This is a genomic window from Shewanella gaetbuli, from assembly GCF_023284065.1.
Lineage (GTDB): Bacteria > Pseudomonadota > Gammaproteobacteria > Enterobacterales > Shewanellaceae > Shewanella > Shewanella gaetbuli.
The window spans coordinates 266,025-289,218 of the sequence record NZ_JAKIKP010000004.1 but is presented as its reverse complement, the minus strand read 5'-3'; the positions used below and the strand labels follow the sequence as shown (position 1 = coordinate 289,218).

Sequence of the window (23,194 nt, the reverse complement as noted above, 5' to 3'; positions counted from 1 at the left end):
ATGAACAAGATTATAACCTCAATTGATAATTAGATGCGAGTTTAGCGGTTAACTTGTCGGTGAAATTACATCATGTTAATGCTACTTAGTTAACAATCTAGATGTTAATTGATTATCTTAATAAAAAAGCGGCTAAAAGCGAATGGAATGTAATCGTCTTATAGCCACTTGTTAGTAGTGTGCACTATTGTTTTGATAAGGAAACAAGCAATACAATAATGATTAAAACATATGTCGTTCTAAGCCAGTTATATCAAGTATTTTAGTGGCAATCTCTTCTACCGAATGATTAGTCGTGTTGACATAGGGAATCCGTTCTTTCTTATAGAGCATTTCAACTTCTTTAACTTCTAAACGGCACTGTCTTAAAGATGAATATCGACTGTTTTCCATTCTACTTTGACGTATTTCATGTAAACGAGCAGGGTCAATAGTCAACCCAAAGAGTTTTGACTTATTACGTTTAAGTGCTTCAGGCAACTTAAGATTATCCATATCATCTTCAACAAAAGGATAGTTTGCCGCTTTAATACCAAACTGCATTGATAGATAAAGGCTTGATGGGGTTTTACCACAGCGTGAAACCCCTAATAATATGATGTCGGCTTTGTCCATATGTTTCATGGTTTGTCCGTCATCATTATCCAATGAATAATTAATCGCCTCAATTCGGGCTTCATAACCGTGATTAGACTTACCATGTGTCCGATGTGATACCGGCTGTGCTTTCACCCCTAAATGTTGTTCTAATGGCGCAACAAAGGTATTCAAAAAATCATAATCCACTCCTTCAGATGAATAAATCACGTTGCGAATTTCTGGATTTACGATGGAATGGAACACTAACGGTCGCTCGCCTGTTGTAATAAAACAATCATTTATTTGTTGCTTCACTTTCTCGGCTCTTTGTAAGCTTTCAACAAATGGAATGGTAAGTGCTTCAAATTTAATAGGAAACTGCGAAAGCACCGCGTGACCAAAAACCTCTGCTGTGATCGCGGTCCCATCTGAGATATAAAATACTTTTGGTGTCATTATGACCTCTTGTAGTAATAAAATTACAAATAAAATTAAACATTTACGCGTGTTGTGGCTGAGTGTAAAATGCATTCGCCCTCATGTGAAGTGGCCACTGAAATAAAAACTTGCGGAGATAAAACTGTGCAGCAATACGTACTCTGGTATCAAGAATTAGGCATGGGTGATGTGAACAAGGTCGGCGGTAAAAACGCATCCCTTGGTGAAATGATAAGTAATCTTTCCAATGCAGGCGTTCAAGTACCTGGTGGTTTTGCAACTACCTCTCATGCGTTTAATGAGTTCCTTGAACAAAGTGGTGTTAATCAAAAGATTTACGACATTTTAGAGACTTTAGATGTAGACGATGTAACAGCACTAGCGAAAGTGGGTGCACAGATCAGACAGTGGGTTATTGAAACCCCATTCCAACCAGAATTTGAAGCGGCAGTGCGTGAAGCTTATGAGCAACTAGCAAGTGAAACGTTAGATGCTTCTTTTGCTGTTCGTTCTTCTGCTACTGCTGAAGATATGCCAGATGCTTCATTTGCTGGCCAGCAAGAAACTTTCTTAAACGTTAAAGGCTATGACGCTGTTATTTTGGCTATTAAGCATGTATTTGCTTCGCTATTTAACGACCGTGCAATTTCTTACCGTGTCCATCAAGGCTATGAGCACCAAGGTGTCGCGTTATCTGCTGGTATTCAGCGTATGGTGCGTTCAGATAAAGCTGCCTCTGGTGTAATGTTCACCATGGATACTGAGTCAGGTAACAATGACGTTGTATTTATCACTTCATCTTTTGGTTTAGGTGAAATGGTTGTACAAGGTGCAGTAAACCCTGATGAATTTTATGTGCACAAGCCAATTTTAACCCAAGGCCATGACGCGGTTGTTCGCCGTAATATTGGTAGCAAGCTTATCCAAATGGTGTATTCAGATGATGCATCACACGGCAAGCAAGTTAAAATTGAAGATGTTGATGCTGCTCAACGTCGTTCGTTTTCAATTAATGACGCCGAAGTGATGGAACTGGCTAAACAAGCCATGGTGATCGAAAAGCATTATGGTCGCCCAATGGATATTGAGTGGGCTAAAGATGGCAATGACGGTAAACTTTATATTGTTCAAGCTCGTCCAGAAACCGTTCGCAGCCGTGAAGATGTTCAATTAATTGAACGTTACCACTTAAAAACCAAAGGCGATGTGATTTGTGAAGGTCGCGCAATTGGTCATAAAATTGGTACCGGTGTAGCTAAAGTTTTAGCTTCGATTGATGACATGGACCAAATTCAGCCAGGTGATGTATTAATCACAGACATGACAGACCCAGATTGGGAGCCTATCATGAAACGCGCCAGTGCGATTGTGACTAACCGTGGTGGACGTACTTGTCATGCTGCAATTATTGCTCGTGAGTTGGGTGTTCCAGCGGTTGTAGGCTGTGGCAATGTTACTGACTTAGTTAAAAATGGTGAAGTGGTTACCGTTTCTTGTGCTGAAGGTGATACTGGCTTAATTTACTCTGGTAAACAAGAGTTTGAAGTGGTTACCAATCGCGTTGATTCTTTACCAGAATTACCAATGAAAATTATGATGAACGTGGGTAACCCAGATCGTGCATTCGATTTTGCGCGTTTACCTAATGAAGGCGTTGGCTTAGCACGTCTTGAGTTCATTATTAACCGAATGATTGGTATTCACCCTAAAGCACTGCTTGAGTTCAATCAGCAAGATGCTGCATTACAAGCTGAAATCAATGAAATGATTGCTGGCTATGAGTCTCCGGTTGAATATTACATTGCTCGTTTAGCTGAAGGTATTGCTACTATTGCGTCTGCTTTCTACCCTAAAAAAGTGATTGTACGTATGTCAGACTTTAAGTCTAACGAGTACGCAAACTTAGTTGGTGGTGAGCATTATGAGCCAGAAGAAGAAAACCCAATGTTGGGCTTCCGTGGTGCAAGCCGTTATATCTCAGAATCGTTCCGTGACTGCTTTGCATTAGAATGTGAAGCGATCAAACGCGTTCGCAATCAAATGGGCTTAACCAATGTAGAAGTGATGATTCCATTTGTTCGCACCTTAGGTGAAGCGTCACAAGTGATTGAATTACTGAAAGAGCAGGGGCTAGAACGTGGTAAAGATGGCTTACGTGTAATTATGATGTGTGAGCTTCCTTCAAACGCAATTTTGGCCGATCAATTCTTAGAGTATTTTGACGGATTCTCAATTGGTTCTAACGACTTAACGCAGCTTACTTTAGGCTTAGACCGTGACTCAGGTATTATCAGTCACTTGTTTGATGAGCGTAACGAAGCCGTTAAAGCGTTGCTTGCCATGGCAATTAAAGCCGCCAAAGCAAAAGGCGCTTACGTTGGAATTTGTGGCCAAGGTCCATCTGACCATGCAGATTTTGCCCAGTGGTTAGTAGAGCAAGGTATTGATACAGTTTCATTAAACCCTGATACCGTTATTGACACTTGGTTATACTTAGCTGAAGAACATGCATAACTGACCCACTTATGAATATGCATTATAAAGGGTTAAATTTTATCAATAGTTAACCTTAATATGCATTTTTATCAAGTTGATTAAAAAGCCGCTTTTTAGCGGCTTTTTTTTGTTTATAATGGACTCAATTAAAATAACTATGAAGTCTGCCATGTTACCTCTACTTTCACATCAACAAACTTTAGAACCTGTTTATCTCGCCTATTTAGAGGCTTTGGAACAAAGTGATTTTAATGGTGAAATCGACAAAAGATACAGTGCCAGACTTGTACAAGCCACCGATAATTCTGTTTATCAGTTTTTACCTCAAGCCGTAATCTACCCTAAAGCGCAGAAAGACGTTGAGTTGGTTTTACGACTTGCTAACCAACCCGAGTTTAAAGCGGTTACTTTTAGTGCGCGTGGCGGCGGTACTGGTACTAATGGTCAGTCATTGACCCATGGGTTAATTTTGGATGTGTCGCGTTATCTTAACCAAGTAATAGAAGTTAATGCCGAAGAAGGTTGGGTTAAAGTACAAGCAGGTGTAGTGAAAGATGCGTTAAATGATGCACTTAGACCGCATGGCTTTTTCTTCAGCCCTGACTTATCAACTTCAAACCGTGCCACTATTGGCGGCATGATCAATACTGATGCATCAGGTGCTGGTTCATTGGTTTACGGTAAAACATCAGACCATGTATTAGGGTTAACCAGTGTGTTAGTAGACGGCAGTGTGCTGCAATCTTCACCACTAACGAAACAATCTGTCGACCATTCACCCACTGAAAATGCATTTGCAGACAAAATCATAAGTGAAATTGCCAAAGTTTGTTTTGACAAGCGTGCCAGCATTGAATCCCGCTTTCCAAAACTAAACCGATTTTTAACGGGTTATGACTTAAAACATGCTTGGAATGATGCATTAACCGAGTTTGATCTTTCTCGTATTTTAACGGGGTCAGAAGGCACACTTGCAGTAATTACTGAAGCTAAATTAAATATTACGCCACTGCCTAAAACACGCATGATGGTTAATATTAAATATGACTCTTTTGAGTCGGCACTTCGTCATGCACCGTCATTAGTTGAAGCCAATGCAACCGTGGTGGAAACAGTTGATTCTAAGGTTCTTAATTTAGCTAGAGAAGATATTATTTGGCATAGTGTTGCTGACTTAATCACAGATGTACCTAACAAGACCATTGAAGGATTAAATATGGTTGAGTTTGCGGGTGAAGATGATGAAGTCAAAGCTAAACTCGCCAAATTAGAAGCCACACTTTCAGAGCAGTTGGCTAATAAACAATACGGTCTAGTGGGTTTTCAAATTACCGCTGACAAATCAAGTATCAACCAAATTTATGCCATGCGCAAAAAAGCAGTGGGGTTGTTAGGAGCAACTAAAGGTACTCGAAAACCGTTGGCCTTTGCTGAGGATACTGCGGTTCCACCAGAGAACTTAGCCGACTTTATTATGGAATTTAGGGCGTTACTTGACGGCCACAATTTACAATACGGTATGTTTGGTCATGTTGATGCCGGTGTGCTTCATGTACGTCCAGCGTTAGATATGTGCGATGAAGCCGATGAAAAATTACTAAAAGTTATTTCGGACCAAGTTGCTGCGCTAACGCTAAAATACGGTGGTTTAATGTGGGGTGAGCATGGTAAGGGAGTTCGAGGCGAGTACGGCCCTGATGTATTTGGTGAAGAGCTTTATAGCGTACTAGAGCAGGTAAAGGGTTTATTTGACCCAGACAACCGTCTTAACCCTGGAAAATTAGTTTCACCTCCAAACAGTGGTGCACTGCAGTTTAATGTCGACAGTGTTAAGCGTGGCAGTTTTGATAGACAAATCCCGGTTGAAGTCAGAACAAACTTTCCTGACGTAATGAACTGTAATGGTAACGGGTTATGTTTTAATTACAGTGCATACTCACCTATGTGTCCATCCTTTAAGGCGACAGGTGATCGTATTCAATCGCCAAAAGGTCGTGCAGGGTTAATGCGTGAGTGGTTAAGGTTACTTGAAGCTGAAGGTGTGAATGTTAATGAACTGGCTATAGCAAAATCAGCTAGCTTTTTGCAGCGAGCTCAAAACACCTTAAACGCCAAACGAGACTATGATTACTCCCATGAAGTGATGGAGTCTCTAAAAGGGTGCTTAGCTTGTAAAGCTTGTTCGAGTCAGTGTCCTGTTAAGGTTGATGTCCCCAAGTTTAGAGCGCAATTTTTTGATATTTACTACAAGCGCTATCTTCGCCCAGTAAAAGATTACTTAGTGGCTGGTATTGAAGACTCACTCCCCCTAATGGCTGCAATGCCAAAAGTAACCAACTTTGCTTCGCAAAACCCGCTGAGCCAATGGGTGATCAAAAAAGCTATTGGATATGTTGACTCGCCAAAATTATCAGTGCCTACGTTAAAGCAGCGTCTTGATGGCCACCCGAGTCGAGGTTATGAGTTAGAGGATTTGTATGCGATTCCAACAGATCAACGGGATCAATATGTATTAGTGGTGCAAGATCCTTTTAACTCATTTTATGACGCAAATATTGTTTACCGCTTTATTCAATTAATCGAAAAGCTGGGCTTTAAACCAGTGTTACTACCGTTCAAACCAAATGGTAAGCCTAGTCACATTAAAGGCTTTTTAAACAAATTTGCTAAAACTGCTCAAGACAGTGCCGACTTTTTGAATAAAATACATTCTTTGGGAATGCCATTAGTGGGGTTAGATCCTGCGCTGGTACTTTGCTATCGCGATGAATATCAAGTGGCTTTAGGCCATAAACGTGGCCATTTTGAAGTGCAACTTGCAAATGAATGGTTAATGACGGTACTAGACAAAACTCCAGCCATCGAACAGCAAAATAGTGCCGAATTTACTTGGTTCAGCCATTGTACTGAATCAACCGCTAAACCGAATACGGCCAAAGAGTGGCAAGCTATTTTTGCTCACTTTGGTGCAAAACTTCACAGTCTAAACTTGGGGTGCTGCGGTATGGCTGGCACTTATGGACACGAGTTAGATAACCTTGAGAGATCAAAATCATTATTTGAATTGTCGTGGCAGCAGAGTATTGACAGCATTTCAGATAAAAACCGTATTTTAGTGTCTGGCTATTCATGTCGAAGCCAAGTTAAACGCTTCGCAAAATTTAGCCCTCAACATCCTATTGAAGGTTTATTGAGCTTATTAAACAATCAATAATCAGACTAAATAATGAAACCAACGCATGAAAAAAATATCGCTTCAGTAACAGAAGCCGTTAAGCAACTAACGGGACACTCGACTGCCGAACTGTGTAGTGATGAAGTATTGTTTACCATTGTTTCTAATGGCAATTGGTTATATCAAAACAGCCCCTTGCCACAGAAGTTTGCCCGAATGTTTAGCGGCATTTTACATTGTATTCAAGGCGAATACTTTTTAATTACTCCAGTAGAGAAGGTTAAAGTAGTCGTAGAAAGTTGGCCGATGGTATTGGTGGAGGTTGATGCCACTGCAAGTGGTTTTTGTTTTCGCTCCACCCTTGATACAGAGTTTAACGTGGATAAATCTGCTATCGAGCTACAAGACAGTCAGATTTTAGTTCACTTAAGCCGAGGCTTAGTCGGGGTGTTAAATCGCGCTTGTTATTATCGATATATTAATGATTTTTTATCAGTTGACTAAAACACTCATATCTAGCGTATGCTAGTAATATACAGTCTGAAAATACATTACAGTAATTTAAGACATCTGAACCTAAGAGTGATTTGTGGAGGTATCATTTGAAACGTTATGAAAGTTTAAATTATTTGGTATCACATCTTAATCTGAGTTTACAGCAGTCGTTAGATGGTAGGCTAAAGCGTTATGATTTGGATATAAAACTTTGGCCGGTTTTGTTTACTTTGTGGCAAGAAGAGGGCTTGAGCCAAACTGAGCTATCTAAACGTTGTGATGTTGCCAATTACACCATGACTCGATTACTTGATCAGTTACAGGTTCAAGGGTTTGTGACTCGCCACCAAGAAGCCGATAACCGTCGTGCTTTTCAAATTTTCTTAACTGATGAAGGTAAGGCTTTAGAGCATGATCTTATTCATGAAGCCGAATGGGTAAACGAGCAATTTTTGGCATTACTCACTGAACCAGAGCAAGCTGAATTAATGAGACTTCTAAATAAAATCAATAAAATATAATTAGTCTGTCTGTTTTTTATATTATCAGTGTTAACATGTTTTTGCTTAAACGAACTGAGATTCGTTATACACTTGAAAGGAAGCAAAGTCATGGCTACAACTCACGACATTATCACTGAAACTGATAGACTTATTTTACGCCCTTTTACGGCGGCGGATATTCAGGCATTGTTTTTAATGAACAGCATCCCTGAAATGCTAAAATATATTATTCCCTCCACACCCTTGACTGATTTATCACAAGCCGCTGATATTTATCATAATGTCATCAAGGCAGACTATACTAAACATGGCTTCGGTCGCTGGGCTGTTCATCATAAAGCGGATAATAAAGTTATTGGATTTTGTGGTCCAAAATTTTTACCTGAATATAATAAAGTTGAATTAGGTTATCGATATTTCCCTCAGTATTGGGGCAAAGGTATTGGTTATGAAGCTGCACAAGCGGCCGTTGATACCTTTGACCAATTCAATATCGAATTATTTATTGCTTTGATAATAGATGGCAACCTTGGTTCAGAAAAGGTGGCAAAAAAAGTGGGCATGACGCTTTTTGATCAAGATGAATATCAAGGCCATAAAGTACATGTGTATCAGCGTATACTTTAACAGTGCTTAACTGCACAATTTAAAGCCATAAAAAAACCAGCAATGATGCTGGTTTTATGTTTAAAGTTATTGTGGGTCAGTAAATTAACCCAAGTGCTTAACTGAGAGACTTATTCGTCAGCGTGGTCACAAGTGTCATTAGTACAATGACCGTAAAGATATAAACTGTGGTGTGTCAGTTTAATGTTATGACGCATAGCAATCTCATCTTGACGGCGTTCAATCACTTCATCAGAAAACTCAATCACTTTATCACATGTTAGACATACTAAATGGTCATGGTGTTTTTGAGTCGACATTTCAAAAACTGCTTTACCCGATTCAAAGTGATGACGGTTAAGAATGCCTGCATCATCGAATTGGTTAAGAACGCGGTAAACGGTTGCTAAACCAATTTCTTCACCGATATCTAATAATTTTTTGTATAAGTCTTCAGCGCTGATATGTTGATTATCAGGATCTTGCATAAGCTCTAGAATTTTTACTCGAGGTAGGGTAATTTTCAAACCGGCTTTTTTAAGCGCTTGATTTCCATCTGTCATTGCTAATCTCTTGATTGCAGAACCTATCAGGTTCGTCCGTGGATAATATCTTCATTATAAGTGTTGAATATAAAAACATAAACCACTTAAATGGTTTAATCTAGTTTAAATAACAATTTATCTGCTTCAAAATGGTTAGCGGGTGAAAATTGTGATAATAAACTTACTTCTACTAAGGGATTATTGCCATTTGTTATCTGTCGAGCAACACTGTTTTTATACAGCACATAGATCAGAACTTAACAGTATAAATTACCTTACACTGCAAAAATAAATAAAAATAAGGAAGCATTATGTACCGGAATATTGTGGTATTAACCGGCGCGGGAATATCAGCAGAATCAGGCATTAAAACATTTAGAGATCAAAATGGTTTATGGGAACAACACCATATTGAGGATGTTGCGACACCTGAGGGTTATGCTCGAGATATTGATTTGGTTGAACGCTTCTACAATAATCGATGGACACAATTACATTCTGGTGATGTACAAGTGAATGCGGCTCATGTAGCACTTGCTGAATTAGAGCAACAGTTTAGCGGTAACCTGTTACTTATTACTCAAAATGTTGACGATTTACATGAACGAGCTGGTTCAAAACGTTTACTACATATGCATGGTGAGTTATCCAAAGGTCGTTGTCCAAAGTCGTTACAAACGTTTGCGCTACGTGAACCTTTTGGGCCTGATAATTGCTGTACATGTTGTATCCCAGCAATACGGCTACGTCCTCATATTGTTTGGTTTGGCGAAATGCCTTACGGCATGGATAGAATTCATGATGCGTTAGATAACTGTGATTTGTTTATTGCCATAGGTACGTCGGGCACGGTTTATCCAGCGGCTGGTTTTGTAGATAGTGCCAATCATCATGGTGCTCAAACTGTTGAGGTGAACTTACAGCAACCCGATAGACACAGTCAGTTTCAATATCACTTTACGGGTAAAGCGGGGGATATTGTGCCTAAACTCGTTGCTGATATTCTAGCGGGAAAAACAATAGGCAGTGAGTCAGTCGCATAATGAAAGCTGAAGTTGATAGTAACAAAAATGTTCGATTCAAAAACGCTATTAAACAAGCCATTATCATGCGCGGTTTACCGGGTAGTGGTAAGTCTTATTGGGTAGAGCAGTTTATTGCTTCGCAGCCTTTGGATAGAAGATTGAACATTAAACGCATGGGTTATTTTTCAACTGATGCTTTATTCATTCAACAGGGAAAATACCATTTTGATGCCAGAAAGCTGTCTGAGTATCACCAAATTAATTTAAGCCTGTTTATTGCTGCTTTGGCTAGGGAAGAGCCAATAGTTATTTGTGATAATACTAATGTGTGTCATTGGGAATATATCGCCTATAAAACGGCAGCAGAAGCATTAGGCTATAGAGTTAAGGTTATTATAGTTGGCGATCCTAAATCTCCGGAACATCAATTATTATGTTCGCAACGTAATCAGCACAATGTCAGCCATAGTCAGATTATAAAAATGGCTAAAAATTTTGAGATAGATTAGCTTCTTAAAGAAATAAAAAACCACCATTATTTTGGTGGTTTTTTTGAGTGTTTTTAAGTAGCTACTTTATCCCGCACCAATTCTCTAGGCAGATTATTTTTAAGCCTATGACCTAAATGCTTAACAACCCCGAGTGGAATGAAATGATAACTAACGAGCATCTCTCCATGACTTTGTTGTGCAAGCCATTGTTGTAATGCAGACGAAAAGCTACTGAACTCGATATCTCTACCCATTAAAAATTGCTGAGCTTGTGATTCATTTAATTCAATACTTCTAGAGTCTGTTTTTTTGTCAGATTTAACTCCAACCGTCAATGCAATAATCGCTTCGTGACGAACTTTAAAGCCTTTTTTAAGTGCGTCTGCAAGTTTTAATCCTATTCGTTGAAAGCGCATTTTTCCAATCAGTGGTAAGAATTGATTTGGGAATAACCAAAACTCATCATCTCGTTGCATAACAGTAGTATTGTCGGGTAATTCAATAGCAAAATTTTGGCTTAAATATTGTGTTAATGCAGCAAGTTGATTGGCTGGTGTTTGTTGAAAAGGGAAGTTTTTTTGTAACTTAGGTTGCTTTTTTATTCGTTCAACCGATGATGTTTTACGAATCTTAGCAACAAAAAAACCTTCACTATCGTATATTTGCGGCCATACATGTAAAAAACCTTCTGAGGTACAGGCTTTATCAGCATCATCAAACAAATTAATTAATGGTATAAACTCAACTGCGTGCGGGTAAGCTTGTTGTAAGTGATAACAAATTTGCTGGTTTTCAATTTGGCTCAATGTACAGGTTGAGTAGACTAAGGTTCCACCAGGCTTAAGTGCTAAAAAAGCAGACTCAATAAGATCTTTTTGGGTATCAGCGATAGCTTCAACATCTTCAATTTGCCAGTTTTTAAGTGCATTGGGGTCTTTTCTAACAGTACCTTCACCACCGCAAGGAGCATCTAATAATATTGCGTCAAAAGTTTCATATAAGTACTCACCAAATACGCGCCCATCAAAATGCGTTAGTGCGACATTTTTAGCCCCCATACGAAGCACATTAGCGTGTAAAATTTTAACTCTACTTGCTGAATACTCGTTGGCAACAAGTAAGGCTTTGTTATCCATCAATGCTGATATTTGAGTGGTTTTTGACCCCGGTGCGGAGGCAACATCTAGAATAGTTTCTGCATTGGTGAGTTTGTCAAATAATGCTGTTGGTGGCAGCATCGAACTCGCTTCTTGAATATAAAAAAGCCCCTGAATATGTTCAATAGAATTACCTAATTGTGCCTCATCAGTTACGTCAATCCAAAATCCATCTTTACACCATGGGATGGGGTCAAAGTGCCAGCCCTTGTTAGACATTAATTGAATAAAGTCAGCTGAAGAAATTTTAAGGGTATTCACTCGAATGGACTTTCTTAATGGGGTATTGCAACTTTCAATAAATTCATTAAGTGACAAGTGAGAGGGCAATTCGCGAGCGATATGTTTGATAAAATTGGGATTTAATTGAACCATAATACAGACATTGTTTACTCATGTGACAGAATGATCCTCATTACCTAAATAAAAGGCCTATGAGAGCGATATAGTAATGTCCTTGCGAAATTTGAATTTTTGCAGAAATATTGAACTCTACCCAAAAGCAAAAACCCGCATAATTTATAATTTTTCGAGCCAAATGTCGATGAGTTTTTGAGGATAGTCTTTTGCAATAAGCGATAAAAAACGGCTAAGTCTTCGGATGAGTGCTAGCTTATCTTAACTGATATAAGTAACGAGAAAAGTGTAGTGAATATAGTATCTATCTTGAGCAATGCCACTTAACATAGTCGTTGTTATGAAATATTGCCTAAAAATATTTTAAAATGCTATCGAGTTTTAGGCAATATAATTAACTAAGATATAGAGTTATTTTATTAATTAAATGTTACTTACTCCATTACACTAAATCGATAAACAATTTGATTGGAGTAGGTGGTTCCTGGCTCCAAAATGGTTGACGGAAAATTGGCTTTGTTTGGAGAGTCTGGGAAAAACTGAGGCTCTAGACATAACCCTTCTCTATATTGATATTGAGTACTATCTTTACCTATAGTTGTTCCATCTAAAAAATTACCTGAATAGAATTGTAAACCAGGTTGGTCTGAAAGTATTTCCATTATTCTTCCACTATGAGGATCTGATAATGTAGCAATAGTTCTGACTGTGCCGGCTTTATAATCATCTAATACAAAATTATGATCATAGCCTAATCCATAAACAAGTTGTTGGTTCTTGTCATTAATATTTAAACCAATTTCTTTTGTTTCTCTAAAGTCAAAAGGAGTGCCTTTTACTTCAGCAATCTCACCTGTTGGTATTAGTGTTGCATCAACTGGTGTATAGTTTTGTGCATTAATTTTTAATTTGTGGTTTGTAATAGTACCATTTACTGCCAAATTGAAATAACTATGACCAGTTAAATTAACGGGTGTAGCTTTATCCGTTTCAGCTTCAAATTTTAACGATAATTGATCATCATCATCTAAAGTATATATAGCCGTTGTTGATAATGTACCCGGGTATCCTCCAGCACCATCAGGACTTACCAGCGTTAATTTCACACCGACCTCATCATTTTCAGTAAAACTTTCAGATTTCCATACTTGCTTATTGAAGCCTTTAAGCCCACCATGAAGGTGGTTAACACCATTATTAATTTCTAATTGATAGTCAACATCATTTAATGAAAACTGTCCTTTAGCTATACGGTTACCATAGCGACCAATTAATGCGCCAATATAGCTGGTATTATCAATATAGCCTTGTAAATCGTCAAATCCTAATACCACATCTTCAAATACGCCTTCACGATCAGGTACTTTCAATGAAGTGATCATTCCACCATAATTAATAATTTCTACTTCTATTCCTTTAGAGTTTCGTAATGTATATTTAGTAATTTTTTCACCACTTGGTGTAGTGCCAAAACTTTCATCTTTAATCGTTAATGAACTAGTGTTGTCGTTACTGTTGTCGTTATTATTTGTGTTGTCATCTTTATTGTCAGAGCAACCAGCTAACGTTAAAAATAATGATATTACTCCAACTTTACAAATATAATCATTGAACTTTTTCTTTTTATGCATATTTATAACTCCTGAATATTATATTAAGTATCTTCCATGGGGACTGTTTGTTACTAATAGTTAGAATAGTTAACAATTAAGTCTTCCTGAATATCGCAACAACTTTTTTAGTTATAACATTAAGTTTAAGTCAATATTCGATTAAAAGTTATACACCTATTTTGTTGTTGTAAAGAATTATAAAATACGAAAAAATGGGATGGTTTTAATTGTGCTACTTCAATCGATAAAGTCGATGTTTAATACAAATTACGTTAGCTATTAAGTGTTTAAAACGAATGTTTATTAATTTTATGGTTATTTGAAAATAAATATTTCTTGAAGTCCAAAAGTTAAATTTCGAAATTTTTTATTTCATATTGATTTTCTTTGAGTGTTCGGACTTTTATGCCATGCACTAACAATATTCTGATTTCTATAAAATTTTGATTAATTTTACTTGACCATAAAAGCAGAGTTTGAGCTAATGCTTGTTGCATCAATTATGGCTAAATCAATTACAAAGGAGTGGATGTGCTGAATAGGGTGTGGTTTGTTTTTTTTATATGTTCTGCAATTGCCATAGTATTACAACTTTTTCATGGCAACTATGCCATTTTGAACGACTCTGTAGCGGGATTATTTTCAAGTGCCAAATTAGCTGCTGAAATATCTATCGGTTTAATTGGGGTATTAGCCTTGTGGATGGGGCTGATGCAAGTGGGGGAGAAAGCAGGTGTTGTCGGAGTGTTTGCAAAAGTTTTCGAGCCTCTATTATGTAAATTGATGCCAGAAGTGCCACGTGGCCACCCAGCATATGGCAGTATTACTATGAACCTTACGGCGAATATGCTCGGTCTGGATAATGCGGCAACACCATTAGGCTTAAAAGCGATGCAGGACTTGCAAAGCTTAAACCCTGATAAAACGACGGCTACCAATGCGCAAATCTTGTTCTTAGTGTTAAATACATCTTCTGTTACCTTAGTACCTGTGACCGTTTTTTTGTACCGTGCGCAACAAGGTGCAGTTTCTCCTGCCGAAATCTTTTTACCTATTTTATTAGCTACTTGTGCATCAACTTTTGTCGGGTTAACGGTTGTCGCGATTGTACAACGTATCTCATTATTGAATAGCGTAGTATTGGCTTATGCGGCGGGATTATTGTCTATCATTGTCGCATCAATGTTTTACTTAATTACATTAAGTGCCGAGGCCATTGGCCAAGTATCAAGTGTTTTAGGCAATGGAATTTTATTATTGTTAGTAATGAGTTTTGTGATTGTGGCGGGGCTCAAAAAAGTGGCGATTTACGATGAGTTTATTGAAGGGGCCAAAGGAGGGTTTGAACAGGCAATTAAGCTAATACCATACTTATTAGCCATGTTATTAGCTATTGGTTTGTTACGATCATCTGGTGCTTTAGACTATGTGTTACAGGGGCTAGCGAGTTTTGTAGCATTCTTAGGCTTTGATACTAGATTTATTGATGCCATGTCTACGGCAATTATGAAACCCTTTAGTGGGTCTGGCGCTCGGGCTATGATGTTGGAAACCATGGATCATCATGGAGTCGATTCGTTTGCTGGTAGATTGGCCGCCATTTTTCAAGGCAGCACTGAAACCACGTTTTATGTATTAGCGGTATATTTTGGTTCTGTCGGCATTAGAAACGGACGTCATGCCTTAGGTTGTGGTTTAGCGGCTGATATAGGCGGCATAATCGCCGCCATTGGGGTGTGTTATTGGTTTTATGGTTAAAAAACCATAACCTTGTGTTATTGCTATTTACTTGACCGAACCTAAAAACTGGCTAAGCAAAGTATTTAATGCTTCAGGCTGTTCTATCATGGTTAAATGGCCCGCATTAGAAATATGATGTAGGCAAGCACCATCAATTTCATCGCTCATTAAATAGCTTTCTAGTACCGTTCTTAATTGATTCTCTACACCTACAATGACCATGGTTGGCAAAGTGAGCTGTTCTACAAGTTCAAAAGTGTCTCGTTTATAAATAGCTTGATGGGCAAATTGGCTTATTGCAACCGCTTGTGTATCTGAATAACCACTCAGTTGTTTAGCAAAGCCCTCAATAATATGCTGATGATTAGAGCCTTTAGCCACCATTAACTGGCTGATAGTAGTAGCAAGCTGATGGTTTATTTTTTGGGTTTGATTGATTTCATCTAACCATAATTGATATTTAGCACAATTCACTTGTGGTTCATAACCAATAAAGCCATTCAGCAGAGTTAACGATTTTGTTTTAACTGGGTACTTTAACGCTATTTCTGCTGCGATGGTCGCACCACAGCCATGTCCTATTAGATGATATTGATCGATTTTTAATGATGAGACTAATTGATCAATATGGTCGGCAACATCAACTAAACTTTGACAATTTTCATTGAAAGTCGTGCTATTACCGTGTCCCCAGAGATCAATGGTGATACAACGGTAATGTTTTGATAATTCCTGACATTGTGCCTGCCAAATTTGACTATTAGCAAATAGTCCATGTAAAAAAATTATCGCTTCACCATTACCTATATCTGCAAAATGTAAAGGGTGATTATCGATGGAATACTGTAAGTCAGTGGTTAACATATTGGGCTCTAAAACGGTAAATTAAAATTATTGATTCGGGCGGGCGACATATTTTACATAGTGTTGAACCAATGCATTGAGTCTTGGTAAAACATCTTGTTTTAAGTGTATCTCAATTGGAGTTAATAGCGTTAAAAGAGTGTCGCTACAAAAGTCTTCAGTATATTGCTGTGCAACAGGGAAGTAGCTTAAATGCCATTCTTCTGGGCTAACTCCGCTTTTACCCTGTTGAAATGGAAAGTAAAAACCAAACTTGAAAGCGTTACTTTTTAGCCATGAATATAATTCATGGCAAGGGCCGCTATGTTGATATTCTGCTGAGACTAATTGGAGGTTGTCACGGCTTATCTTACGTGGATCAAAAACATCTATATCTGTTCCCCAGTGGTGCCTTGAGGTGCCAGGAAGCGCTGACCAAATTAAAATTGTATCGACTATTTCTGTTTGATTAAGAGTTTTGATATCAACTGGTTTGCTATGTTTATCTAACAACACTCTTTGACCACTGGCTTTAGCATTCCAAATGGCTAATTGTTTGTCAAAAGACCTGTAGCCTGAACAAATATCAATGTCTAAGCCATCAGCTTGAATACTGTGTTTCATTTGTTCATAAGCGATTAATGCATCTGGGTGCAACAGAGTGGTTTGATAGGGAACTAACGCCGACGCATCACAGCCATAAAGGTGTGGTTGCGTCAGTTTTGGTTTTGCTACTAGCACAGTAGTTTTTCCAATATACGTTCATAACACAAGGCCAGTTGTTCAAGATCTGCTGTGCTGACACATTCATTCACTTTATGAATCGTTGCATTAACTGGACCTAATTCAATTACCTGCGCGCCAGTAGGTGCGATAAAACGACCATCTGATGTACCACCTGTGGTTTGTGGATCAGTATCGTAACCAGTAACCTCGCGAATACTTTCCTTAGTTGCTTCAAGTAGCGGGCCGTCACCGGTTAAAAAGGGTAAGCCATTAAATACCCAGTCAATATCGTAATTTAAGCCATGAGCATCCAGTATATTTAGAACTCTTTTGATTAGCTCTTCTGCGGTTACTTCAGTTGAGTAACGGAAGTTAAACATCACTTTAAGCTCACCTGGAATAACATTTGAAGCGCCGGTTCCACCATTAATATTCGCTATTTGAAAGCTGGTTGGCGGAAAGAACTCATTACCATTGTCCCAGTGCATTTGGGCAAGTTCTGCTAAAGCTGCTGAGGCTTCATGAATTGGGTTTTCAGCTAAATGAGGGTAGGCTACATGACCTTGAATACCGTTTACGGTTAAGTTTCCTGTTAAACTGCCTCTACGGCCGTTTTTAACTACATCACCCAGTTTATGGGTAGATGAAGGCTCGCCAACTAAAGCCCAGGTAATCTTCTCGTCACGTGCTTCTAATGTTTCAATAACTTTAGGCGTGCCATTAATGAATGGACCTTCTTCATCACTAGTGATCAAATAGGCAATGGATCCCTTATGATCAGGATGTTTAGCCACAAAGCGTTCAGTGGCAATCACCATGGCGGCCAATGAGCCTTTCATATCTGCTGCACCACGCCCATGTAAATAATCATCAATGATAGTTGGCTCAAAAGGAGGGGTATGCCATCGGTTTAAATCACCGGTAGGGACAACGTCTGTATGGCCCGCAAAGCAAAAGACAGGTGACTCTGTGCCGCGTCTTGCCCACATATTTGTGGTGTCATGAAACACCATTGATTCAATGTTAAAACCAATCTTACTCAAGTGTTCAGCCATTAGCGGTTGACAACCTTCATCTAATGGTGTGATGGATTGTCTTGAAAGTAAATCTTTTGCTAATTCAATTACTTCGCTCATAGTTGAAACCACGCTTTATATTCTGCTTCTTTAAAACCGACCATGACTTGGGTGCCATTGTCTAATACTGGACGCTTAACTAACGTCGGTTGTTCGACCATGAGTTTGATAGCAGTTTGTTGGTTCAAATCCGTTTTTTGTGCGTCGTCTAGGGCCCTGAAACTGGTACTACGTTTATTGAATACCACTTCCCAGCCTAGTTTTTCACACCAGTTGCTGACAACGTCTTCAGTTAAATCCTGTTCGCGAAAATCATGAAATTGATATTCTATGGTGTTATTTTCTAACCACTTTCTGGCTTTACGAACGGTATCGCAATTTTTTATGCCATATAATTTCAAACTAAGGCTCCCTAAATCTCATTATTATTCATTGTTTAATGGTGGAATTGTGCTTCAAAGTTGACAATATAATGGTCCGTAAATGAAGTATCTTCAAGCGGCTTACTCTGGGGGATTACATTTTTAAACCACAATATGTAAACCACAAATGCAGGATAGCATTTCTGCATTTATGGTTTTATTTCAGAGTATTACATTATAAAAGCTTTGTTGTACTGAATTTGTTTATGATAATTGCACGGTAAAAATAGTGTCTTTACCCGCGACAACAAAACCCTCAGGAGATTTATCTAAGCCTTTAATGTCTTCCATATTGGCAAGCACCACAGGGGTTAATAAACTATCAACTTGGCCTTGTAGAAATTCTAAATCAAATGCCAATATACGCTCACCCGCTTTGACTTGTTGCCCTTCTTCTACTAACCGCTTGAAACCGTTACCACGCAACTCCACGGTGCCAACACCAAAATGCACAAATAATTCGAGCCCTTGAGCAGACTCAATACTAAAAGCATGATTAGTTTCAAAAATTTTACCGATTGTACCTTCAATAGGAGAGAGGATAAATTCTCCTTCAGGCTGAATGGCAATACCGTCACCGACAATTTTTTCAGCAAATACGACATCGGGTACTTTTTCAATAGGTACAATTGTGCCTGATACTGGGGCTAAAATAGCAATTCCCCCTGAAAGTTCAGGTTGTCCTGACATAAGACGTCTAATACGGCTTAAAAATCCCATTTGAGCAAGCCTCTTATTTTATTGTGTAATGGCATTTAACTAAATTTATATTTAACGATAAATCATACCACTGCGCTGTGATTTTTGTGTCTATTTATATGACAAATCTTATTAATTTTCATCAATAATTTTAAGCCGCCATGAATAAAGGCTAAAATTGATTGATTGCTTGGTCTATCGAGTCAATTGTTGACAAAGATTTAATCTGATCTGCATGTTGGCAAAACGCACGGTAATTTCCTTTTACTAACCTTGCTTTAACCGCCAATAAGTTACTTGGGTTTAAGCTGAGTTCATCAATTCCCATGCCCACTAATAACGGCAGCACTTTATTGTTTCCGCCTAATTCGCCACATAGACAAACTTTGACATCGAGCAATTTACATTGTTCTATCGTCATTGAAATCAACTTAATGACTGCAGGAGACAAGGGAGGATAATCGCTGACTAGCTGAGGGTTGGTTCTATCGGCTGCCAAGGTATATTGTGTTAAGTCATTACTGCCAATACTGACAAAATCTAACTGAGCCAACATACTTGATAAATTTAATACCGCGGCAGGTGTTTCAACAACAATGCCGTACTCTACAATACCAAACACGATATTGCCTTGCTGTAATTGTGTTTTAGCTTGATCAATTAACTTAAAAACTTGATTAAGTTCTTCTAACTGACAAATCATCGGAAACATTAAGCGTATATTGCCATGTGCAGCGGCACGTAATATCGCTTTTATTTGCTGAATGAACATCTTTGGATGCAACAAACTATAGCGAATGCCACGTACCCCTAACGCAGGGTTTTCTTCTAGGGCTTGGTTTAAGAATGGAATGTCTTTATCGGCACCAATATCGAAAGTTCTAATGGTGAGTTGTTGGCCATTCAGTGAATGTAATGCATCACAGTATATTTGATATTGCTGTTCTTCATTAGGAATAGTGTCGGTATTGATTAATAAAAACTCGGTTCTAAATAAGCCAATCCCGTCAGCACCAACTTCCATTAAGCTGCTTATTTCATTTAAATTACCAACATTAGCTCTTAGGGTAATTTTGTGTCCGTCTAGCGTTTCACTGGGTAAGTTTTTATAGGCTTGAAGTGCCTCTAAATGAGCAAGATATTCTGATTGCTGTTGTTTTAACTGTGTTAATTGTTGCTCAGTTGGAGCGGTAATCAGTTGGCCATCAATACTATTGAGTGCAAGATTTTGACCATTGCTGATTTTAATTTTTTTCGCTCGCCACTGGCAGTTTAATAGGGCAGGTATTCTTGCTGAACGAGCTAAAATCGCAGTATGACTTGTAAGCCCACCAGACTCTAATACAATGCCTTTAATATAATTTAACGGTAAAATGGCAAAGTCAGCAGGGGTCAATTCATCTGCTAGTAAAATAGTGTCTTGGGTAATTTGGGTTAAATCTAATTGACTGTTACCTTGCAATGTCGTGATTAAACGTTTGCCTAAAACACGAATATCCTTACCGCGATTAGCTAAGTATGGGTCGTCAATATTTTCTAAGGCTTGTGCTTGCTCGGTAAATACTCGGTCAATAGCGACACCTGCCGTAACGCGATATTGACGGATGTGAGATAACATTTCATCTATCAGCTCATCATCTTGTAAAAGCAAAATGTCAGCATCAATTAACTGAAAATTATCGCAGTCTGGGCTGACTTTACTCTGACAGTTGGTTAAATAGGTGATGAGTTTTTGAATGGCTTGATGGAGATGGTTTGCTTCACTTTCTATGCTTGAAACGGGCAATAAACGCAGGTCTAGATTTTGTGGTTGAGTGGTCAATTTCAACGCTTTGCCTAAGGCAATGCCTGTTGATACCACAATGCCGTTTACCTGCATAATACCTCCAGCAATTAACTGTTAATTCAGTTTAGAATAGTTAACTTAACGTGATAAGCAGCTCAGCGACTTTTTCAACCGCCTGTTGAGCTTGCTCTCCTTCAGAAATAACCGTGACTTCAACACCTTGATATAAGCCTAATGTTTGTAATTTAAACAAACTTTTAGCGCTTGCTTGTTTGCCATTACACTCAACAATAACATCGCAGTCAAAGCTTTTCGCTTCTTTAACTAATAACGCTGCAGGTCTGGTGTGAATCCCATGTGGAGCCGTAATGGTTACGGTTTTTTTATACATACTGCTTAAACTCTATAAAATTTGAAGGGGGCTTGGTGCAGGGCTAACTATACATTAATGAACATTCTCATCAAAGCTTGTATTCCTATTGGGGGACAGGAAGCCTTTTATGCGCTTATTTTTACCGCATATTCACAGCTAATGATGATAAGTGTGTCTTGAATACCCTGAAAACAGGGTATTCAACTGAAATAGCGGCTTGTCAATTTGCCTAGTTAAATTTTGAATTGTTTTAAAGTGTTATCCATTGTTTGGCTAATACTTTCGAGTTGTATCGCTTCATTTTCATTGGTTTGGTTTGTTAAAACAACTTGTTGAGTTAACTCGGTTATAGAGGTGATGTTTTTGTTGATCTCCTCGGTCACCATAGCTTGTTGCTCTGTGGCACTGGCTAGTTGAGTTGTCATGTCATTAATGTTCGCTACCAAGGTCAAAATCGCTTCCATTGCATCACTTGTTTCTACCGCTTTAGTTTGTAATTCATCAGATTGTTGCAAGGTTTGATGGTTACTTTGGCTTAAAGATTCAATGCCTTTATGTATTTTGGCAACAATTTGGCTAATCTCGTTGGTCGAATCTTGTGTTCTATTGGCTAAGGCTCTTACTTCATCAGCGACCACTGCAAAACCGCGACCATGTGCGCCCGCTCTGGCGGCTTCGATAGCAGCGTTTAATGCTAATAAATTGGTCTGCTCGGCAATGCTTTTGATCACTTCTAAAATCGAGCTTATTTCATTGGATGATTGATATAAGGTTTTACTGACCTCTACGTTATGTTGTAACTCTTTACCTAATGAAACACTTTGAACAACAGTTGACTCCATTAATAATTGGCCGTGTTTTGCTTGTTCAGTAACGTCATTCGCGCTTTCTGCCGTTTGTTGGGTATTACGCGCCATATCTTGAGTTGTCGTCAACATTTCATGTATTGCTGCTGCAACACTTTGAGTTTCTTGGTTGACATTATTGCTACTGTTTTGAGAAGTAGAAACGGCCTTTAGTAACTGAGCTGAATTATCATTAAGCTTATTCACAATAGGATTTAGCTCGGCTACAACGTTAGCAATTTTTATCACAAACATATTAAAAGCTTTTGCAAGTTCTGACACTTCATCATTACCATTTTCATCTAGTCGATGGCGTAAATCTCCTTCACCTGCTGCAATATCTTTCATGGTAGCGATGACGGTATTAATAGGTTGTGTAATTGAATGATTCAGCAGTAAAAAGAAAAGAAATATAGGGGCTGAAATGAGTAACATGATGATCAGATAATTGTAAATCACCTGATTCAAGGTGCTATTTAAGTCTTCCGAATCAGCACTAGCTAAAATATAAAATTGATGAGTCGGGTTATATAAAGCGGCAAATAATTGCTGTGAACCATTGGTAAACGTGATGTCAGCAGTAGCAATGTTGGCCGATTTACTCTGTTCTAACAGGTTGTCTATACTTAATTTACCGTCATTGTCTTTAATGGTGTTGATAGTAGATTGCGGCAGGTTGATTTGTTCATTAAGGGTTAATATCTGTTTGTTTGCGTCTACAATAACAATAGGATATTGGCTCTGTTCAGTCAGGCTATTAGCCAAGTTTATGATGTCTGATAAGCTAAAGTGATGATTGTTTAGATGCTTAACGGTGGCATTAAATTGAGTGAGTATTGATTCTAGCTGATGAAATTTCTCTGTCTTTAGGTTGTCATACTGCTCTTTAATCGAAAAGCTACCAAAGGTAACCGTTCCTATTGCAGCAAGAATGAGAATAATAAAAAGTCGTTTCAGAATAGTTAACTGCCGCAGTATTGCAATCATTGTAGTCCTTAAGTGATCATCGCAAGAGGGTATTATAAGGATCTTAGGCCGATAAATAGAGTAACGATTATTAAATCTGTGAGCCAACCATATTTTTTAACGATAACTTAACGCTTGTAGCGATCAGATTAACTCTTTGTGAATCAGCTCGTTATGGTTTTCGGGGGTGTAAAGTGCAATATATATGGCTAAAGAGTTGTTTTAGTTTTGATTTTTT

General features: G+C 38.4%; 20 protein-coding genes. 8 read left to right on the top strand and 12 right to left on the bottom strand.

Going from position 1 to position 23,194, the window contains the following annotated elements; genetic code table 11:
- Positions 1-222: 222 nt before the first annotated feature.
- The gene (ppsR, locus tag L2672_RS08125; RefSeq protein ID WP_248995327.1) at positions 223-1,035 is read right to left on the bottom strand and encodes a posphoenolpyruvate synthetase regulatory kinase/phosphorylase PpsR; all 813 of its coding nucleotides are present in this window, start codon (positions 1,033-1,035) and stop codon (positions 223-225) included.
- A 126-nt stretch (positions 1,036-1,161) separates the two neighbouring features.
- Here ppsR and ppsA point away from each other — a divergent pair, with 126 nt between their 5' ends.
- The 5 genes from ppsA to L2672_RS08100 all read left to right on the top strand — a co-directional run bounded on the left by ppsA (position 1,162) and on the right by L2672_RS08100 (position 8,313).
- Complete coding sequence (gene ppsA, locus L2672_RS08120) at positions 1,162-3,531, top strand: phosphoenolpyruvate synthase (RefSeq protein WP_248995361.1); 2,370 nt, start codon at positions 1,162-1,164, stop codon at positions 3,529-3,531.
- 151 nt (positions 3,532-3,682) lie between these two features.
- Positions 3,683-6,727, top strand: a complete 3,045-nt coding sequence (gene ydiJ / locus L2672_RS08115) for a D-2-hydroxyglutarate dehydrogenase YdiJ (RefSeq protein WP_248995326.1) — start codon at positions 3,683-3,685, stop codon at positions 6,725-6,727.
- A gap of 12 nt (positions 6,728-6,739) precedes the next feature.
- The gene (locus L2672_RS08110) at positions 6,740-7,192 is read left to right on the top strand and encodes a DUF1285 domain-containing protein (RefSeq protein WP_248995325.1); all 453 of its coding nucleotides are present in this window, start codon (positions 6,740-6,742) and stop codon (positions 7,190-7,192) included.
- A 98-nt stretch (positions 7,193-7,290) separates the two neighbouring features.
- Positions 7,291-7,704 (top strand): MarR family winged helix-turn-helix transcriptional regulator, encoded by a 414-nt coding sequence (locus tag L2672_RS08105; RefSeq protein ID WP_248995324.1) that lies wholly within the window; start codon positions 7,291-7,293, stop codon positions 7,702-7,704.
- A gap of 108 nt (positions 7,705-7,812) precedes the next feature.
- Positions 7,813-8,313, top strand: a complete 501-nt coding sequence (locus L2672_RS08100; protein ID WP_248995360.1) for a GNAT family N-acetyltransferase — start codon at positions 7,813-7,815, stop codon at positions 8,311-8,313.
- 110 nt (positions 8,314-8,423) lie between these two features.
- Here the strand turns inward: L2672_RS08100 and fur are convergent, their stop codons facing one another.
- Positions 8,424-8,855: a ferric iron uptake transcriptional regulator gene (fur, locus tag L2672_RS08095; RefSeq protein WP_248995323.1), complete on the bottom strand. Its 432-nt coding sequence runs from the start codon at positions 8,853-8,855 to the stop codon at positions 8,424-8,426.
- Between the two features lie 293 nt (positions 8,856-9,148).
- Between fur and cobB the strand changes: the two genes are divergently transcribed.
- A complete protein-coding gene (gene cobB, locus L2672_RS08090) occupies positions 9,149-9,880 on the top strand; it encodes a Sir2 family NAD+-dependent deacetylase (RefSeq protein ID WP_248995322.1) in 732 nt (243 codons plus the stop codon).
- Entirely contained in the window at positions 9,880-10,371 is a 492-nt protein-coding gene (locus tag L2672_RS08085; protein WP_248995321.1) for an AAA family ATPase, read from the top strand. Before cobB ends, L2672_RS08085 begins: the two co-directional genes overlap by 1 nt.
- Positions 10,372-10,424: 53 nt before the next feature.
- On the opposite strand, the gene rsmF is transcribed toward L2672_RS08085, so the two are convergent.
- Together rsmF and L2672_RS08075 are read right to left on the bottom strand one after the other, a co-directional pair.
- On the bottom strand, positions 10,425-11,885 hold the full coding sequence (gene rsmF / locus L2672_RS08080) for a 16S rRNA (cytosine(1407)-C(5))-methyltransferase RsmF (RefSeq protein ID WP_248995320.1): 1,461 nt from the start codon (positions 11,883-11,885) through the stop codon (positions 10,425-10,427).
- Between the two features lie 416 nt (positions 11,886-12,301).
- Positions 12,302-13,498, bottom strand: coding sequence for an aldose epimerase family protein (locus L2672_RS08075; protein WP_248995319.1), 1,197 nt, complete (start codon positions 13,496-13,498; stop codon positions 12,302-12,304).
- 513 nt (positions 13,499-14,011) lie between these two features.
- Between L2672_RS08075 and L2672_RS08070 the strand changes: the two genes are divergently transcribed.
- Entirely contained in the window at positions 14,012-15,238 is a 1,227-nt protein-coding gene (locus tag L2672_RS08070) for a nucleoside recognition domain-containing protein (RefSeq protein ID WP_248995318.1), read from the top strand.
- A 27-nt stretch (positions 15,239-15,265) separates the two neighbouring features.
- Here L2672_RS08070 and L2672_RS08065 read toward each other — a convergent pair whose 3' ends face one another.
- The 8 genes from L2672_RS08065 to L2672_RS08030 form a co-directional block, all read right to left on the bottom strand.
- Positions 15,266-16,084: an alpha/beta fold hydrolase gene (locus tag L2672_RS08065; protein ID WP_248995317.1), complete on the bottom strand. Its 819-nt coding sequence runs from the start codon at positions 16,082-16,084 to the stop codon at positions 15,266-15,268.
- A gap of 27 nt (positions 16,085-16,111) precedes the next feature.
- On the bottom strand, positions 16,112-16,804 hold the full coding sequence (locus L2672_RS08060; RefSeq protein ID WP_248995316.1) for a M15 family metallopeptidase: 693 nt from the start codon (positions 16,802-16,804) through the stop codon (positions 16,112-16,114).
- A complete protein-coding gene (gene dapE / locus L2672_RS08055; RefSeq protein WP_248995315.1) occupies positions 16,798-17,925 on the bottom strand; it encodes a succinyl-diaminopimelate desuccinylase in 1,128 nt (375 codons plus the stop codon). Before dapE ends, L2672_RS08060 begins: the two co-directional genes overlap by 7 nt.
- Complete coding sequence (locus tag L2672_RS08050) at positions 17,922-18,266, bottom strand: ArsC family reductase (protein ID WP_248995314.1); 345 nt, start codon at positions 18,264-18,266, stop codon at positions 17,922-17,924. The genes dapE and L2672_RS08050 overlap by 4 nt, the downstream gene beginning before the upstream one ends.
- 225 nt (positions 18,267-18,491) lie before the next feature.
- Positions 18,492-19,007, bottom strand: coding sequence for a PTS glucose transporter subunit IIA (gene crr, locus L2672_RS08045; protein ID WP_248995313.1), 516 nt, complete (start codon positions 19,005-19,007; stop codon positions 18,492-18,494).
- Between the two features lie 151 nt (positions 19,008-19,158).
- The gene (ptsP, locus tag L2672_RS08040; RefSeq protein WP_248995312.1) at positions 19,159-20,865 is read right to left on the bottom strand and encodes a phosphoenolpyruvate--protein phosphotransferase; all 1,707 of its coding nucleotides are present in this window, start codon (positions 20,863-20,865) and stop codon (positions 19,159-19,161) included.
- Between the two features lie 40 nt (positions 20,866-20,905).
- Positions 20,906-21,163, bottom strand: a complete 258-nt coding sequence (locus tag L2672_RS08035; RefSeq protein WP_248995311.1) for an HPr family phosphocarrier protein — start codon at positions 21,161-21,163, stop codon at positions 20,906-20,908.
- Positions 21,164-21,378: 215 nt separating this feature from the next.
- Entirely contained in the window at positions 21,379-22,977 is a 1,599-nt protein-coding gene (locus L2672_RS08030) for a methyl-accepting chemotaxis protein (RefSeq protein WP_248995310.1), read from the bottom strand.
- Between the last annotated feature and the right edge of the window lie 217 nt (positions 22,978-23,194).

Coding starts and splice junctions, on each gene's coding strand:
- L2672_RS08065 (WP_248995317.1), bottom strand. CDS start 16,084: ATGTTAACCACTGACTTACAGTATTCCATCGATAATCACCCTTTACAT.
- L2672_RS08075 (WP_248995319.1), bottom strand. CDS start 13,498: ATGCATAAAAAGAAAAAGTTCAATGATTATATTTGTAAAGTTGGAGTA.
- ptsP (WP_248995312.1), bottom strand. CDS start 20,865: ATGCAGGTAAACGGCATTGTGGTATCAACAGGCATTGCCTTAGGCAAA.
- L2672_RS08085 (WP_248995321.1), top strand. CDS start 9,880: ATGAAAGCTGAAGTTGATAGTAACAAAAATGTTCGATTCAAAAACGCT.
- L2672_RS08110 (WP_248995325.1), top strand. CDS start 6,740: ATGAAACCAACGCATGAAAAAAATATCGCTTCAGTAACAGAAGCCGTT.
- L2672_RS08035 (WP_248995311.1), bottom strand. CDS start 21,163: ATGTATAAAAAAACCGTAACCATTACGGCTCCACATGGGATTCACACC.
- dapE (WP_248995315.1), bottom strand. CDS start 17,925: ATGAGCGAAGTAATTGAATTAGCAAAAGATTTACTTTCAAGACAATCC.
- rsmF (WP_248995320.1), bottom strand. CDS start 11,885: ATGGTTCAATTAAATCCCAATTTTATCAAACATATCGCTCGCGAATTG.
- crr (WP_248995313.1), bottom strand. CDS start 19,007: ATGGGATTTTTAAGCCGTATTAGACGTCTTATGTCAGGACAACCTGAA.
- ppsR (WP_248995327.1), bottom strand. CDS start 1,035: ATGACACCAAAAGTATTTTATATCTCAGATGGGACCGCGATCACAGCA.
- fur (WP_248995323.1), bottom strand. CDS start 8,855: ATGACAGATGGAAATCAAGCGCTTAAAAAAGCCGGTTTGAAAATTACC.
- L2672_RS08030 (WP_248995310.1), bottom strand. CDS start 22,977: ATGATTGCAATACTGCGGCAGTTAACTATTCTGAAACGACTTTTTATT.
- cobB (WP_248995322.1), top strand. CDS start 9,149: ATGTACCGGAATATTGTGGTATTAACCGGCGCGGGAATATCAGCAGAA.
- ydiJ (WP_248995326.1), top strand. CDS start 3,683: ATGTTACCTCTACTTTCACATCAACAAACTTTAGAACCTGTTTATCTC.